The organism is Nocardioides panaciterrulae (genome assembly GCF_013409645.1).
GTDB lineage: Bacteria > Actinomycetota > Actinomycetes > Propionibacteriales > Nocardioidaceae > Nocardioides > Nocardioides panaciterrulae.
Genome location: NZ_JACCBG010000001.1, coordinates 2,742,470 through 2,758,482 on the forward strand (window position 1 = coordinate 2,742,470; position 16,013 = coordinate 2,758,482).

Consider the following 16,013-nt stretch of genomic DNA (forward strand, 5'->3'; position numbering starts at 1 on the left):
CGGCGTCAGCTGGTGACGGCGCCGTGCGCCGCGGACTGCACCACCTTGGCGTACTTGCCGAGCACGCCGCGGGTGTACTTCGGGGGGTTGGGCTGCCAGCCCGGCCGACGCGCCTCGAGGTCGTCGATCTCGACCTCGAGCAGCCGGTTCGCCACGTCGAGGGTGATCGGGTCGCCGTCGCGCACGAACGCGATCGGGCCGCCGTCGGCCGCCTCGGGGGCGACGTGCCCGACGCACAGCCCCGTCGTACCCCCGGAGAAGCGGCCGTCGGTCAGCAGCAGCACGTCCTTGCCGAGCCCGGCGCCCTTGATCGCGCCGGTGATCGCGAGCATCTCGCGCATCCCCGGTCCGCCCTTGGGGCCCTCGTAGCGGATGACCACCACGTCGCCGGCGACGATCTGACCCGCGGCGAGCGCGTCCATCGCGGCGCGCTCGCCGTCGAAGACCCGGGCGGTGCCGGAGAACACCGACTCGTCGAAGCCGGCGGACTTCACGACCGCGCCCTCAGGCGCCAGCGAGCCCTTGAGGATGGTCAGGCCACCGGTCTTATGGATCGGCCGGTCGAGCCGGCGGATCACGTCGTCGTCGAGGGCCGGCGGTGCCAGGTCCTCGAGGTTCTCGGCCATGGTCCGCCCGGTGACGGTCAGGACGTCGCCGTGCATCAGGCCGGCGTCGAGCAGCGCCTTCATCACCACGGGGATGCCGCCGATCTTGTCGACGTCGTTCATCACGTAGCGGCCGAACGGCTTGAGGTCGCCGAGATGCGGCACCTTGTCGCCGATCCGGTTGAAGTCGTCGATGGTCAGGTCCACCTCCGCCTCGCGGGCCATCGCCAGCAGGTGCAGCACCGCGTTGGTCGACCCTCCCAGCGCCATCACCACGGTGATGGCGTTCTCGAACGCCTCCCGGGTCATGATCTGGCGGGCGGTGATGCCCTGGCGCAGCAGGTTGACGACCGCCTCGCCGGAGCGGTGGGCGAAGCCGTCGCGGCGCCGGTCGACCGCCGGCGGGGCCGCGGAGCCCGGCAGCGACATGCCGATGGCCTCGGCGACCGACGCCATGGTGTTGGCGGTGTACATGCCGCCGCAGGCGCCCTCGCCGGGACAGATGGCGCGCTCGATCCGGTCCACCTCCTCGCGGCTGATCCGGCCGGCCAGGCAGGCGCCGACGGCCTCGAAGGCGTCGATGATCGTGACGTCCTGGCCGTCGACCTGGCCCGGCATCGTCGAGCCGGCGTAGAGGAAGACGCTGGACAGGTCGAGGCGGGCGGCGGCCATCAGCATGCCGGGCAGCGACTTGTCACAGCCGGCCAGCAGCACCGAGCCGTCGAGCCGCTCGGCCATCATCACGGTCTCGACCGAGTCGGCGATCACCTCGCGGGAGACCAGCGAGAAGTGCATGCCCTCGTGACCCATCGAGATGCCGTCGGACACCGAGATGGTCCCGAACTCCAGCGGGTAGCCGCCGGCGGCGTGCACGCCGTTCTTCACGGCCTTGGCCAGCCGGTCGAGCGAGAGGTTGCAGGGGGTGATCTCGTTCCAGCTCGAGGCGACCCCGATCTGCGGCTTGGCGAAGTCCTCGTCGCCCATGCCCACCGCGCGGAGCATGCCGCGGGCGGCGGCCCGCTCCAACCCGTCGGTGACGTCGCGAGAGCGGGGCTTGATGTCGATCCGGCCGTCCTGGGGTCGCTCGTCGGTCATGGCGAGGAGACTAGCCGCGCCGGCGGGCCGGTCCGGCGCCGCGTTCGGTCCGCGAGAGGCCCCCACCGCGGGACCGCCCGCGGAACCGTCCGCGGAACCGCCCGCCGGACCGCCCGCCGGACCGCCCGCGGCCACCCGTGATCGGGGGCGCCGGCACCGGCGCCGCGCGCCCGCCACGCCGGTTCACGGTGCTTGTGGTCCGGACCACATCGGGGGTAGAGATGTTGCCGGGTCTCTCGGGAACGACCCGGGAGCCGAACGACCTGCGACCTCGGGCCGCGGGCGAGAGAGGCGTCCCTATGACACTTGACCCACACTCCGCCGAAGCCGCGACGGGTGCCGAGGGCACCGCCGAACACCGCCGCCAGGTCCGCAAGGCCGCGCTGGCCAGCACGGTCGGCACCACCATCGAGTGGTACGACTACTTCCTCTACGGCACCGCGGCCGCCCTGGTCTTCCCCGACGTCTTCTTCCCGCACTCCTCCCACTACGTGGCGACCCTGGAGTCCTTCGCCACCTACTTCGTCGGCTTCGCGGCCCGGCCGATCGGTGCGGCGATCTTCGGCCACTGGGGCGACCGGATCGGCCGCAAGGCGACGCTGATCGTCACCCTGGTGCTGATGGGGCTCTCGACCGCGCTGATCGGCCTCCTGCCCGGCGCCGGCACCTGGGGGAACGGCGCGGCGGTCGCCCTGATCGCGCTGCGCGTCCTGCAAGGGATCGCGGTGGGCGGCGAGTGGAGCGGCTCGGTGCTGCTCTCGATGGAGTGGGGCGATCAGAAGCGGCGCGGCCTGATGGGCAGCTGGCCCCAGCTCGGCGTGGCCTGCGGCCTGATCCTGGGCACGCTGTTCCTCACGATCTTCAACAGCGCGCTCTCCGACGCCGCCTTCCTCTCGTGGGGCTGGCGGGTCCCGTTCCTGATCAGCCTGCTGATGGTCGCGATCGGCCTCTACATCCGGCTGCAGATCCTCGAGACGCCGATCTTCGCCAAGGCGGTCAAGGAGCAGCGGATCCGGCGTACGCCGGTGCTCGAGGTGATCCGCGAGCACCCGCGCGAGATCCTGCTCTCGGCGCTGCTGCGGATGTCGGAGCAGATGCCGTTCTACATCGTGACCGCGTTCGTGCTCTCCTACCTCACCGACGACGCCCACGGCTACAGCCGCAACTTCGTGCTGATCGGGACGCTGGTCGCCGCCGGGCTGGAGTTCTTCCTGGTCCCCTACTTCGGCCATCTCTCCGACTCCCGGGGCCGCAAGAAGGTCTACATGGCGGGCGCCGCGGTCACCGGCGTGTGGGGCTTCGTGTACTTCGCGATGCTCGACAGCGGGCTCTCCTGGCTGGTCTTCCTCGCGCTGTGCGTCGGCCTGATCCCGCACGCCATGCAGTACGGCCCCCAGGCCTCGCTGATCGCCGAGTCGTTCCCGACCAGCCTGCGGTACGGCGGGGCCGGGCTCGGCTACCAGCTCGCCTCGGTCGTGGCCGGCGGACCGGCCGCGCTGGTGGCGGTGTGGCTGATCCACACCTTCGACACCGGGTACGCCGTCGCCGGCTACATGCTCATCTCCGCGGTGATCACGCTTATCGCGTGCGCCCTGCTGCGCGACCACACCGACAGCGACATCGAGGACGACGCGACCTATGCGAGGGCCGGCGGCTGAGCGCCGCCGTACCCCTCCGGACGTGCGCGGGACCCGGCCTCCACCGACGCCGGGTCCAGCCATGTCCCCCCAGCCCCCTACCAACGCGCGGGACCCCTGCGGTTGACCCGCCGGTCACCGAACGGGTTTGTCCGGCATCCGGGCGGGTAGGGAAGGGTGTTCGGCCTCTTTTCGGCCGGATGCCGTGACCACCAGGACAGAGAAGGTGAACATGACCACGGACACCACCCCCCCATCAACGTCGACGGAGCAACCACAGCTCAAACGCCACGTCGGCATCGTGGGACTGCTGTTCGCCAGTGTTGGATCCATCATCGGTTCCGGCTGGCTCTTCGGCGCCCTGAACGCCGCCGTGACCGCGGGCCCCGCGGCCACCATCTCCTGGGCTCTGGGCGGGGTGATGATCCTGATGATCGCCCTCGTCTACGCCGAGCTCGGCACCATGTACCCCCTCTCGGGCGGGGTGGTGCGCTACCCGCACCTCTCCTTCGGCTCGTTCGCGAGCTACACGACCGGCTGGATCACCTGGGTCGCGGTCGCCACGACCGCCCCGATCGAGGTCGAGGCCGCCCTGCAGTACGCCACCAAGTACGCCCCGTTCACGGCCGCGAACCAGGTGAACGGCGAAACCGTGCACACGCTGACCGCGCTGGGCTACGGCGCCGCGGTAGTGCTGATGGCGGTGTTCGTCGTCGTCAACTACTACGGCGTGCGCTGGTTCGCCCGTGTCAACAACGTGCTGGTGTGGTGGAAGCTGTTCATCATCCTGCTCGTCATCGCCGCGTTCCTGTTCACCGCCTACAACGGCGAGAACTTCTCCAGCCAGGGCTTCATGCCGACCGGCTGGCACGGCGTCTTCACCGCGATCTCCACCTCGGGCGTGGTCTTCTCCTACCTCGGCTTCCGTCAGGGCATCGAGCTGGCCGGTGAGACCGACAATCCCCGCCGCAACGTGCCGATCGCGGTGATCGGCTCGGTGCTGCTGACCGGCGTCATCTACGTCGCCCTGCAGATCGCGTTCATCGGCGCGCTGAAGCCGGAGCTGCTCGACAAGGGCTGGAGCAACCTCAGCTTCGCCAACGACTTCGGCCCGCTGGCTGCGGTCGCCACGCTGCTGGGCCTGGGCTGGCTCGCGGTGCTGCTCTACGCCGACGCCATCATCTCCCCCGGAGACACCGGCCTGATCTACACGACCATCACCTCGCGGATCTCCTACGCGATGGCCCGCAACGGCAACGCCCCGCAGTCGCTGGCGAAGACCTCCGACCGGGGCGTGCCGCTGGTGAGTCTCGTGCTCGCCTTCGTGGTCGGCCTGATCGTCTTCCTGCCGTTCCCGAGCTGGCAGCAGCTGGTCGGGTTCATCACCTCGGCCACCGTGCTGTCCTTCGCCTCCGGCCCGCTGGTGCTCTCCGCGCTGCGCAAGCAGAAGCCCGAGAAGGAGCGGCCGTTCCGGGTGCCCGGCGGCCACGTGATCCCGATCCTGGCGTTCTACTGCTCGAACCTGATCGTCTACTGGTCGGGCTGGCTGGTGAACTGGAAGCTGTTCATCGCCGTGCTGATCGGGTTCGTGCTGCTCGGCGTCTTCCACGTGACCGGGCGGGTGACCGCGCCGAAGCTGGACTTCAAGGCCGGTGCGGCCTGGCTGCTGCCGTGGCTGGCCGGCCTGGCGCTGATCTCCTACCTGGGCAACTTCCCGGAGAAGAGCGCCGGCGCGGGCAACCTCGGCGCGTTCAACTTCGGGTGGTCGTTCCTGGTCGTCTTCGTGTTCTCGGTGGTCATCTACGCGATCGCGCAGAAGACCGCGCTGCACCCCGACGAGGCCGCCGAGCACATCGAGCAGTCCCGCCGGGAGTCCGAGGTCGAGGAGGAGAGCCTCGGCGCGGCTCCGTGATCTTCTCCCCTTCCGGAGAAACAGGTGGTCGGCCCGTCCGCGTCCCGCGGACGGGCCGACCGCCATTTGGGCCCCGGTTGTCGCTCAGAGGGCCGCGGCCCGGACCACCATCACGTCGGGCAGGTCGGCGACCAGGAGCCGCCAGGTCTCGCCCTCGTCGGCCGAGCCCCACACCGCGCCGTTGCGGGCACCGAAGTAGATCCCCGCGCGAGCGTGGTCGTCGGTGCACATCGCGTCGCGCATCACCGCGACCCAGAAACCGTCGGGCAGCCCGTCGCCGAGCTCCTGCCAGCTCTCGCCGGCGTCCCGCGAGCGCCACACCCTCGCCCGGGCGTCCGGCGGGTAGCGCCGGTCACCGCCGTTGATCGGGAAGACGTAGACCGTGTCGGGATCGTGGGGGTGCACCACGATCGGGAAGCCGAACTGCGCGGGCAGCCCGTCGGCGATCGACTGCCACGAGCCGCCGTGGTCGTCGGAGCGGTAGACACCGCCGTGGTTCTGCAGGTAGAGCCGCTCGGGCCGGGAGGGGTGGCGGGTCACCTTGTGCACGCACTGCCCGAACTCCGGATACTGCTCGCCCTCGGGCAGGAACTCCGCGCGGACCCCCTGGTTCCGCGGCTCCCAGGACGCGCCGCCGTCGGCGGTCTGGTAGACCCCGCCGGTCGAGAGCGCGGCGGTCACCGAGCGCGGGTCGGCCGGGTGCGGGAGCACCGTGTGGAAGGCCTGGCCACCGAAGCCGGCGTCCCACTGGGGGCGGTGCGGGTGGTCCCACAGCGCCTGCTCGAGCGCGAAGGTCTCGCCCCCGTCCGCCGAGCGCCACACCGCGCCCGGCTCGGTCCCGGCGTACACGACCCCCGGCTCGGCGCCCGCCACCAGCTGCCAGACCCGCTCGACCGTGGCGTCGGCGCCCTCGGGGAAACGGATCGCCCCGCCGGGCGTCTCCGTCCAGGTCGCGCCCAGGTCCTCCGAGCGGCGCACCTGTGGCCCGAGCCAGGGGCTGGAGGTGCCGGCCAGCAGCCGCGGCCGGTCGCCCCGCTTGTCGACGAGGCAGGAGTAGACCTCCTCCATGTCGAAGTGCGGGCCGGTGAACTCCCAGTCCCTGCGCTCCTCGTCCGACCGGCCCAACCACAGGCCCTTGCGGGTGCCGACCATCAGCACGGTTTCCATCCCTGCTCCCTTCGCGCGGCCGCCGCGCGGGTTCGCTGCGACCCCTGTGATCCCAGCATGCGGCGCCGACACCTACATTGACCCGGTGACCTCCCGATTCTCACCGGTCTGGCTGGTGCTGATCGGGATCTTGTCGGTCCAGTTCGGCGCGGGCATCGCCAAGAGCCTGTTCGGCGAGGTGCCACCGACGCTGATCGTGTGGCTGCGGCTGGTCACCAGCGCGGTCGTCCTGGTCGCGATCGCGCGGCCCGGCGTACGACGGCGCAGTGGCCGGGACTGGCTGGTGGTGGTCGGGTTCGGCGCCAGCCTGGGCGTGATGAACTGGGCGATCTACCAGTCCTTCGCCCGCATCCCCCTGGGTGTGGCCGTGACCGTCGAGTTCATCGGGCCGCTGTCGCTGGCGGTGCTCGGCTCCCGACGCCCGCGGGACCTGGTGTGGGTGCTGCTGGCCGCGGCCGGGGTCGCCCTGCTCGGCCTCGAGCCCGGCCACCTCACGCTCGCGGGGGTGCTCTTCGCGCTGCTCGCCGGCACCGCGTGGGCGTGCTACATCCTGCTCAGCGCGCAGACCGGGCGCCACTGGCCCGGCCTCGACGGCCTCGCGGTCGCCAGCGTGGTGGCCGCCCTGCTGCTGACGCCGGCGGCGCTGCACCTCGGCAGCGGTCACCTGGGCGATGGCCGCGTGTGGCTGCTCGGCGCGGCCGTCGGGCTGCTCAGCTCGGTGATCCCCTACAGCTGCGAGCTGGTCGCGCTGCGCAGCCTGCCCCCGTCGGTGTTCGGCATCCTGATGAGCCTCGAACCGGCCGCCGCGGCGCTGGCCGGCATCGTCGTGCTGCAGGAGATGCTCGCCCCCGCCCAGTGGCTCGCGATGGGCTGCGTGGTCGCCGCCAGCATCGGCGCCACGCGCACCTCGGCGACGCTCTCCGAGCCGGTGCCCGACTGAGCCGCGCCCCGGCTGAGTCCGCGCCCCGGCTGAGTGCGAGCCCCGGCTGAGTCCGAGCCCCGGCGCGTCGGTCGCCGACGAGTTCACACGGACGACACACGACGTTGACGCCGGCGACGCGTACCGCTCCTAGCGTGGAGCCACGACCACGGAACCGGGGAGCAGCACATGGACACCGCCACACCGTCGGCCCGACCGCTCGCACCACTCACGCAGCCGGTGCGGCGACTGGTCGACGGGGTGCGGCGTTGGCCGGTCGAGTCCCAGCAGCGGGCTCGACGCAACGCGCTGTTCGCCTCCACCGCGCTCGCCCGACGACGGGCGGAGCGGCTCGAGGTCGAGGAGTTCCTCGCCGCGCACGCACGGGTCACCGTCCACGCGCCGGTCGGGGACTCCTCCCTGCCCCGCGCGCGGCGCGGCTGACGCGGCGACGGCCCGCCTCTCCGGGAACCGGCGGGCCCGGCCGCCGTACGCCTCCCAATGCCACGCCGGCAGCCCGGCCGGGGCCGTGGCGGACGTGCCGGGACGTGGCGGACGTGCCGGGACGTGGCGGGCCGATCACCCCAGGGTTGTCAGGGCGTTCCCTCGGTTGTCGGGCGTTGCAACGGCTGACAACCGAGGGGATCCCCGGCTGGCCGGGGATTCCTGCAGGCGGCCGATCCCGGTGACCCCTCCCGGTGATCCCGCCCACCCCCGGGCCGCTGGGGCACAATCGGGCCATGCCCGCCCGTTCCGACAGTGCCCACGAAGGCCCCGACGACAGCGCCGAGGGGTCGCCGGAGCCGGCGGCGCGGATCGGGTTCCAGGACATCCGATCCGACGACGGCACCCACCTGCGGGCGTGGACCAACGACCCCGCGGGTCGCATCGACGGTCCCACCGTGGTGCTCTGCAACGGCCTCGGCACCAACCCGTGGGCCTGGCCGGCACTGCTCGACCCGGACTGCGGGGTCCGCGTCGTGTCCTGGAACCACCGCGGCACCGGTGGCTCCGCGCGACCCGCCGACCCCGAGCGCGTCGGCATCGACGCCTTCGTCGAGGACGCCCTGTCGGTCATGGACCACTTCGGCCTCGACCGGGCCGTCCTGGTGGGCTGGTCGATGGGCGTCAACACGATGTTCGAGCTCGCGCTGACCCATCCCGAGCGCGTGGCCGGCCTGTTCGCGGTCGCGGGGGTCCCGGGCGACACGTTCTCGACGATGCTCGGCCCGCTGCGGCTGCCGCGGTTCGCCGCCAAGGCGGTCGCCGGCGGCGCCTCCCGCGCGCTGCGGCTCGGGGGCCGGGCGCTGACGCCGGTCGTGACCCGGCTGCCCGTGGGTCCGCGCGGGCTGGTGCTGATCAGCCACTCCGGATTCATGTTCCCGGTGCCCGACCGTCAGCTCGCGGTCCGCGCGGTGCGTGAGTTCCTGCGCACGCCGGTGGAGTGGTACGCCCACCTGGCGCTGCACACCGCCCGCCACGGCCGGGTCCCGCTCAGCCGCATCGACGCGCCGGCGGTCTTCGTCGCGGGGCGTTACGACGTGCTCGCGGGTGCCCGCCAGATGGCCACCGCGGCGGAGCGGATGGCGGATGCGACGTACGTCGAGCTCCGCGGCAGCCACTTCGTGCAGATGGAACAGCCCACGCGGGTGCACGAGCTGCTGCTGGAGTTCCTGGACCGGGTGGGCTGAATGCGCCGGGGCGCGGCGCTCGTGGTGGCCCTCGCGGCCCTGGCGCTCCCCGCCTGCACGAGCTCCGACCACCCCGGCACCGGCTCGCCCACCGGCTCCCCCACCAGCTCCCCCACCGGCTCCTCCGCGGGCTCCTCCGCGGGCTCCCAGGGCGGCTCCCACGGCGGCCCGCGTGTGGTCGGCACCGTCGCCCGCGACCTCCAGGTCCCGTGGGGGATCGCGTTCCTGCCCGGCGGCGACGCGGTGGTCACCGAGCGCGACACCAAGCGCGTGCTGCGCATCGACGGCACCACCCACCGGGTCAGCGTGATCGCCACGTTCGCCGACCCGGTCGACCCCGGCGCCGCGGGCGAGTCCGGGCTGCTGGGGGTCGCGGTCTCCCCCGACTTCGCGACCGATCACCTGCTGTTCTTCTACGAGACCACGACCTCCGGCAACCGGATCGTCGAGGCGACGTACGACGGGGGCCGGCTCGGCCCGCTCCGCACCGTCCTCGACGGCATCCCGGCCGGGTTCATCCACGACGGCGGCCGGCTGGCCTTCGGGCCCGACGGCTACCTCTACGCCTCGACCGGGGAGACCGGCGACTCCAGCCTCGCCCAGGACAAGGGCTCGCTCGGCGGCAAGATCCTGCGGATCACCACCGACGGCGAAGCCGCCCCGGGCAACCCGTTCGGATCCCCGGTGTGGTCCTACGGCCACCGCAACGTGGAGGGTCTCGCGTTCGACGACGCCGGCCGGCTGTGGGCCTCGGAGTTCGGCCAGGACACGTGGGACGAGCTCAACCTGATCCGCCCGGGACGCGACTACGGCTGGCCGCTGGTGGAGGGGAAGGGCGGCACCGGCGGCCTCGTGGATCCCCAGCTCGTCTGGCCCACCGACCAGGCCTCGCCCTCCGGGCTGGCGTGGCTCGACGGGCACCTCTGGCTGGCGGCCCTGCACGGCGCCCGGCTGTGGCGGGTCGACGTCACCGGCGCGCGGGCCCACGACCCGCGGGCGTTCTTCGTCGGCGCGTACGGCCGGTTGCGCACGGTGGTCGTGGCACCCGACGGGATGCTCTGGGTGACCACCAGCAACCGGGACGGTCGTGGGTCACCCGTCGCCGGCGACGACCGGATCCTCCTCGTCGACCCGACCTGACCCGCCGCTCCCCGCGGTCCCGGCCCCGCTGCCGCTGCCCCTGCCGGCCACGCCGCCGCTGACGCTGCCGGTGACGCTGGCTCGGCGGGCCGCGCGACGCAGCGTGGTGAGCACGGCCGGGCCGAGCACGATGATCGCGACGGAGCTGGTGATCGCCCGGCCGGTGTCCCAGCTGCCGGTCGAGGTGAGCAGCGTGTAGACCGCGAAGCGGTGCAGGTTGGCCACCAGCGGGTCCCCGGCCACGAACGCCAGCGAACCCGGGTGGCCGGGCACCTCGACGCCGAGCGCGAACGGCCAGGTGGAGAGGTTCATCAGCAGGCCGAACGCGTACGCCGCGACCACGGCGTACCCCACCAGCATCGCGACCTCCGCGCGCCCGGTGACCCGCCGGGGCAGCAGCCCGGCGCCCATGCCGACCCACGCGGAGACCAGCATCTGGAACGGCAGCCACGGGCCGACCCCGGCGGTCATCAGCGCCGAGGCGAACAGCGAGGTGCAGCCGAGGACGAAGCCGAACCCGGGGCCGAAGACGCGCCCGGCGAGGATCAGCAGGAAGAACACCAGCTCCACCCCGGCCACGCCCGCCGAGAGCCCCCGGAGCAGCGCGTTGACCGCGCTCAGCACCCCCAGCACCGCCAGCACCCGGGGGTCCATGCCGCCTTCGCTGAGCTCGGCGAGGACGACGACGATCACCACCGGCAGCAGCGCCAGGAAGAGGAACGGCGGGTCGACGCGGGCGTGCTCCGGCACCCGCACCAGCAGCGGCCAGGCGAGCATCATCAGCCCGGCCAGGGAGGCCAGCGCGAGCACCAGCGCCGAGCGCGGCGCGAGGGCCACGGCGGGCGGGATCATCGGCCGGGTCCTCGGCCGGGTCATGAGGCGTCCAGCGCGGCCACGACCTCGTCGACCCGCAGCCAGGGCGCGCCGAGCACCTTGGTGACCTGGGGCGCGAAGGCCGGCGACTCGGCGACGACCCGGCGCACCGGGCCCGAGGAGACGACCTCGCCGTCGGCCAGCACCACCACGTCGTCCGCGGCCTGGGCGACGAACTCGACGTCGTGGGTGGCGACCAGCACCGTGTGCCCCTCGGCGGCCAGGGCGCGCAGCATGCCGGCGAGGACGCGCTTGGCGGCGTAGTCGAGGCCGCGGGTGGGCTCGTCGAGCAGCAGCAGCGGCGGGCGCGGCGCCAGCACCAGGGCCAGCGCGAGCGCCAGCCGCTGACCCTCGGAGAGGTCGCGGGGGTGCTGGTCGTCGGGGACGCCGGGCACCAGCCGCTCCAGGATCCCGCGGGCCGCACCGGTCCCGCCGTCGGCGGCCGCGCACTCCTCGGCGACCGTCTCCAGGTAGAGCAGGTCGGCGGCGGTCTGCGGGACCAGCCCCACCAGCGAGCGGCGACCGGCCGGGTCCAGCGACGCGGTGTCCCGGCCGCCGACCCGGACCTCGCCGGCCCGCCGTCGGGTGCTGCCCTGCAGCGCCCACAGCAGCGTGGACTTGCCGGCGCCGTTGCGGCCCATCAGCGCGGTCACCCGTCCGGCGCCGAGGGTGACGTCGACCCCGCGCAGCGCGACCGTGCTGCCGTGCACCACGCTCACCCCACGGGCCCGCAGCGCCGGCTCGGCGGTCGCGGCCGGGCCCTCCGGTCGGGGGCGCTCCACGCTCTCGGGGGCGCGCAGCCTCAGCCCGCGGGCCCGGCGCCGGGCGTCGCGCACGCTCAGCGGGAGCGGGTGCCAGCCGGCGGCGCGACCCAGCTCCACGATCGGCGGGACGATCGGGGAGGTCGCCAGCAGGTCGGCCGGCTCGCCCACCCGGACGCTCCCGTCGCCGGGCATCAGGCACATCCGGTCCACGAACGGCACCACCCGCTCGAGGCGGTGCTCGGCGAGCAGCACCGAGACGCCCAGGTCGTGCACCAGCCGGGTGAGCGTGGCCAGCACCTCCTCGGCCGCGGTCGGGTCGAGCGCCGAGGTCGGCTCGTCGAGGACCAGCAGCCGGGGGTGCATGGTCAGCACCGAGCCGATCGCCACCCGCTGCTGCTGTCCCCCCGACAGCGTGGACAGCGCGCGGGCGCGCAGGTCGGCGATCCCGAGCAGGTCCAGCGTCTCCTCGACCCGTCGCCGCATCGTCTCGGGGGGCAGTCCGAGCTGCTCCATGCCGTAGGCGAGCTCCTCCTCGACGGTGTCGGTGACGAAGCCGGCGGCCGGGTCCTGGCCGACGTACCCCACCAGGTGGGCGCGCTCGCGCGGCGGGCGGCCGACGACGCTGACCCCGTCGAGCAGCACGTCGCCGTCCAGGCGGCCGCCGCTGAACCGCGGCACCAGCCCGGCGACCACGCCGAGCAGGGTCGACTTGCCCACGCCGGTGGGGCCCGAGACCAGGACCAGCTCGCCCTCCTCGATGCTCAGGTCGACGCCGTCGAGGACCCGCACCTCGTCGTAGGCGAACCCGATGCCGCGCAGCTCGATCACGCCGCCACCTCCTGCGGGAGCGCCGGCGTCGGGAGGTACGGCGTGGCCGGGGGCGGGGCGCACAGGCCGCCGGCCAGCGCGAGCACCGCGGCGGCCAGCGTCCACGCGCTGACCCGCGGGACACCGTCGAGGGCCGGGTAGGCCAGCGCCAGCTGGTGGCCGGCGACCCACCAGCCGAGCGCGCCGGCGACCACGCCGGAGCCCGCGACCGCGAGCTCGGGCCACCGCCAGTGGTCCGGCCGGTAGCGGGTGCGCTCCACCCGGCGGCCGGCGGTGAGCAGGCCGGCAACCGCAGCCCCGGTCCCCCCCGCGAGCATCGGCAGCGCCAGGTAGCGGGGGGCGGTCCGGTCCAGCACCGCGTAGACGCCGACGCAGGTGCCGACCAGGCCGACGAGCATCAAGGTCCCGGTGAGCCGGCGCCGACCCCGGGTCAGGTGTCCGGAACGACCGTAGCCGCGGGCGTCCATGCCGGCCGCGAGGGCCAGCGAGCGCTCGAGCGCGTCCTCGAGCACCGGCACCAGGAACCGTCGGAGTCGGCCGACCCGCCGGGTGTCACCGGCGCGCAGGCTCTGCGCGGCCCGCACCCGGCGGGCGCTGTCGGCGAACTGCGGCAGCACCGAGACCGCCACAACCAAGGCGGTGCCGATCTCGTAGAGCGCCGGCGGCACCGACCGCAGCAGCCGCTTGGGGTTGGCCAGCGCGTTCGCGGCCCCCACGCAGACCACGATCGTGGCCAGCCGCAGGCCGTCGTAGAGCCCGGCCAGCAGCGACTCGCGGGTCACCGGGCCGAGCAGCGTGACGCCGGCGACCCAGCCGGGCAGCGGCACCGCCGGCAGGTCGAGCAGCACGTGCCCGCCGTACCCGCCCCCGAACAGCAGCCGGAACGCCACCCGCACCGCCACGACCAGGGCCGCCATGGCGACGTAGAGCCGGAACGAGCGCGCCCACGGCTGCCCGGACCGGCGGGCGACGACCACGACCACGGTGACGGCCACGACCAGCAGCACCGCGAACGGGTTGGTCGTCAGCGAGGCGGCCGTGGCGAGGCCGATCGCCCACAGCCACCAGGCCACCGGGTGCAGGTCGCGGGGCAGCCGGGCGTTCACGAGCCGCCTCCGGCTCGACGACGGCGGGCGGCGGCGGTGCCGGCCGCGCCGACCAGCAGGACGCCGACCGCGACCGGCGTCACCCAGACCGGCAGCCCTCCGGGGGCACGGGTGTGGCCCGCCTGCCCTGCCTGCCCCGCCTGTCCTGCTCGGGCTGCCTGCGTCGGCGCGGGCGTCGGCCCGCTCCCCCGGCCCGCGACCGGAGGCACCGCGGGGCGGAGCTCGGCCGCACCCCGCTGCCAGACCAGGCCGACGAAGCCGCCGTCGGGCACCTCCAGCGCGGAGGCCATCACGGTGGAATAGGTCCACTCGCCCGACGAGCCGTCGGACCACCACAGCGACCAGTAGGCGTCGGACGGCGGCGTGTTCACGCACGGGTCGTCGGCGGGCAGCCCGTCGACGCGGCACACGAACCCGGGCTGGCGCTGCACGTCGGTGAGCGCCAGCCCCGCGTCCGCGAGCACGGCGGCGGCATCGGAGCCGCCCCCGCCGGGGACGCAGGCACGCACGTCGTCGTGAGGCAGCCGGTGGAAGTCCACGACCACCGTGACCCCGTGGCCGGGCCGGCAGCCGTCGGCGGCCAGCGCGGGAGCGACCACGGGGGCGAGCGCGGGCAGCACTCCGGCCGCCGCCGCCAGCAGGGTGGCGGCGGCGAGGCGCGCGAGGCGGCCGCAGGAGGTCACGTCAGCAGCTGGCCTTCGCGGCGGCGCCGGCCGGCAGCCACTGCAGGGCAGGCACGGCCTGTGCGCTCGCCCGGCGGAACTGGTCCTGGGTCTTGGGCGTGATGCCCTTCGAGGCCGCGGCGGACAGCGCGGCGTCGTCGTACGCCACCGCGCCGACGTCGGCCTTCGCGGTGCCCGGGCAGTCGCGCAGCTGTCGGCCGGCGAGCCAGGTCGCCGCCTGCTCGGCCGCGTCGGTCTCGCCGAGGTCGCCGAGGACCCAGCCGGCCAGTCCGGTGCTGTTGCTGTTCGGGTCCTGGCCGACCGGCGCGCCGCCGAAGGACCCGTCGGCCGCCTGGACCCGCTCCAGCCAGGAGACGGCTCTCTGCACGGCCGCGGCCGCCTTCGGGTCGTCGGAGCCGTGGAGCGCGCGCACGGCGAACGCGGTCGCGTCCACGTCCGGGCTGCTCTTGGGGTCGGCGGCGCAGCCCTGGTCCTTGGCCTCCGGAGCCGGGAGGTCCAGCCGGAACCAGCCGTCGGGGCACTGCTGCTGCAGGAGGTACGTCGTCGCGTCGCCGGCCGCGTCGCTGTGCGCCCCGTCCAACGCCAGCACGGCGTACGCCTGGGCGATCGTGTTCGCGTAGTCCGCGGCGCCCTTCTGCTTCGGGTCGAGCTGGTCCTCGACCCGGCCGGTCGCGGCGCCCGACCCGGCGACCGTGCCCTCCAGCCGACTCACCAGGTCGAGCCCGCCGACGTCGGTGGGATCCTCGTCCATCGCCTCGGCCAGGACCGCTGCCTTGGCGGTGCTGCCGGCCGAGGTCAGGGTCCCGTAGCCCGGGGCGACGTAGGCCTTGATGTTCGACGCGAGGTGGTCGCCGACCTGCCGGACCGTGTCGTCCTGCTGACCGACCGCCTGCAGCGCGAGCGCCACGTCGACCGAGAGCCCCTGGTCGTCGACGTCGTACTGGTCGTTGTGCACGATTCCGTGCGGCGCCTGGGCCGCGAGCCAGGCGGCGCCGGAGGCGACCGCGGCGGTGTCGTGGGCGGGCCGGTCGGCCGGTTGCTGGCCCGGGTCCGGGTCCGACGACCCGCAGGCCGACAGGAGCAGGGCGAGCGCTCCGATCCCGGTTAGGGATGCGGTGCGCCGGAACGGGGACTGGTGGCGGTGCGACATGGGGTTCCTTCCCGCTGCACAACGGGAGGACCGAAGGCTGCTGCCCGCGGACACCACCCGCTGCTTTCCTCGACAGCGTGTAGTCAGGACGCGTCGCAGCAGGTGCTCCGGCTCGCAGCCCCGGATGCTCCGGGGCGGCCTACGGTTGCGGGTCAGCGCCGGACTCGGACCGGCTTCCCCTGCTACGGGCGTGATGATTGGTGGCCGCAGCCTACCAACGATCCGAGGCCCGCCTCTCGTGCCGTCCGTCACCACCCAGTACGCCGAGTCGGCGCAGCTTGACACCCCCAGTACGCCGAGTCGGCGCAGCTTGACGCCCCCAGCACACCGAGTCGGCGCAGCTTGACAGCCAATCCGTCAACGAGCGCCGACTCGGCGTACCCCTGGGCGTCAACGAGCGCCGACTCGGCGTACCCCTGGGCGTCAACGAGCGCCGACTCGGC

The 16,013-nt window shown here is 73.8% G+C and carries 13 protein-coding genes; 6 read left to right on the forward strand and 7 right to left on the reverse strand.

All coding sequences use genetic code 11. The features are described from left to right. Positions 1–5: 5 nt before the first annotated feature. Entirely contained in the window at positions 6–1,700 is a 1,695-nt protein-coding gene (gene ilvD / locus BJZ21_RS13040) for a dihydroxy-acid dehydratase (RefSeq protein ID WP_179664150.1), read from the reverse strand. A gap of 299 nt (positions 1,701–1,999) precedes the next feature. Here ilvD and BJZ21_RS13045 point away from each other — a divergent pair, with 299 nt between their 5' ends. Both BJZ21_RS13045 and BJZ21_RS13050 read left to right on the forward strand, forming a co-directional pair. Beyond that, on the forward strand, positions 2,000–3,358 hold the full coding sequence (locus BJZ21_RS13045; protein ID WP_179664151.1) for an MFS transporter: 1,359 nt from the start codon (positions 2,000–2,002) through the stop codon (positions 3,356–3,358). A gap of 280 nt (positions 3,359–3,638) precedes the next feature. Continuing rightward, the gene (locus BJZ21_RS13050; protein WP_218851481.1) at positions 3,639–5,249 is read left to right on the forward strand and encodes an amino acid permease; all 1,611 of its coding nucleotides are present in this window, start codon (positions 3,639–3,641) and stop codon (positions 5,247–5,249) included. Between the two features lie 84 nt (positions 5,250–5,333). Here the strand turns inward: BJZ21_RS13050 and BJZ21_RS13055 are convergent, their stop codons facing one another. Continuing rightward, positions 5,334–6,416 (reverse strand): WD40/YVTN/BNR-like repeat-containing protein, encoded by a 1,083-nt coding sequence (locus tag BJZ21_RS13055; RefSeq protein ID WP_179664153.1) that lies wholly within the window; start codon positions 6,414–6,416, stop codon positions 5,334–5,336. An 85-nt stretch (positions 6,417–6,501) separates the two neighbouring features. Here BJZ21_RS13055 and BJZ21_RS13060 point away from each other — a divergent pair, with 85 nt between their 5' ends. The 4 genes from BJZ21_RS13060 to BJZ21_RS13075 all read left to right on the forward strand — a co-directional run bounded on the left by BJZ21_RS13060 (position 6,502) and on the right by BJZ21_RS13075 (position 10,166). Next, positions 6,502–7,356 carry an EamA family transporter gene (locus tag BJZ21_RS13060; RefSeq protein WP_343052128.1) on the forward strand — a complete coding sequence of 285 codons (855 nt, stop codon included), beginning with the start codon at positions 6,502–6,504 and terminating at the stop codon, positions 7,354–7,356. 168 nt (positions 7,357–7,524) lie between these two features. Continuing rightward, positions 7,525–7,779, forward strand: a complete 255-nt coding sequence (locus BJZ21_RS13065; RefSeq protein WP_179664155.1) for a hypothetical protein — start codon at positions 7,525–7,527, stop codon at positions 7,777–7,779. Between the two features lie 296 nt (positions 7,780–8,075). Then, positions 8,076–9,026, forward strand: coding sequence for an alpha/beta fold hydrolase (locus tag BJZ21_RS13070; RefSeq protein WP_179664156.1), 951 nt, complete (start codon positions 8,076–8,078; stop codon positions 9,024–9,026). Continuing rightward, the gene (locus BJZ21_RS13075; protein WP_179664157.1) at positions 9,027–10,166 is read left to right on the forward strand and encodes a PQQ-dependent sugar dehydrogenase; all 1,140 of its coding nucleotides are present in this window, start codon (positions 9,027–9,029) and stop codon (positions 10,164–10,166) included. On the opposite strand, the gene BJZ21_RS13080 is transcribed toward BJZ21_RS13075, so the two are convergent. From BJZ21_RS13080 to BJZ21_RS13100, 5 genes are read right to left on the reverse strand one after another with little or no spacing between them, the layout of a single operon-like run. Next, a complete protein-coding gene (locus BJZ21_RS13080) occupies positions 10,119–11,018 on the reverse strand; it encodes an ECF transporter S component (protein WP_179664158.1) in 900 nt (299 codons plus the stop codon). The genes BJZ21_RS13075 and BJZ21_RS13080 overlap by 48 nt on opposite strands. A gap of 20 nt (positions 11,019–11,038) precedes the next feature. Further along, a complete protein-coding gene (locus tag BJZ21_RS13085; protein WP_179664159.1) occupies positions 11,039–12,631 on the reverse strand; it encodes an ATP-binding cassette domain-containing protein in 1,593 nt (530 codons plus the stop codon). Beyond that, a complete protein-coding gene (locus BJZ21_RS13090; protein ID WP_179664160.1) occupies positions 12,628–13,737 on the reverse strand; it encodes a CbiQ family ECF transporter T component in 1,110 nt (369 codons plus the stop codon). Before BJZ21_RS13090 ends, BJZ21_RS13085 begins: the two co-directional genes overlap by 4 nt. Further along, positions 13,734–14,420 carry a hypothetical protein gene (locus BJZ21_RS13095; RefSeq protein ID WP_179664161.1) on the reverse strand — a complete coding sequence of 229 codons (687 nt, stop codon included), beginning with the start codon at positions 14,418–14,420 and terminating at the stop codon, positions 13,734–13,736. Before BJZ21_RS13095 ends, BJZ21_RS13090 begins: the two co-directional genes overlap by 4 nt. 1 nt (position 14,421) lies before the next feature. Continuing rightward, positions 14,422–15,570 (reverse strand): prenyltransferase/squalene oxidase repeat-containing protein, encoded by a 1,149-nt coding sequence (locus BJZ21_RS13100; protein WP_179664162.1) that lies wholly within the window; start codon positions 15,568–15,570, stop codon positions 14,422–14,424. Between the last annotated feature and the right edge of the window lie 443 nt (positions 15,571–16,013).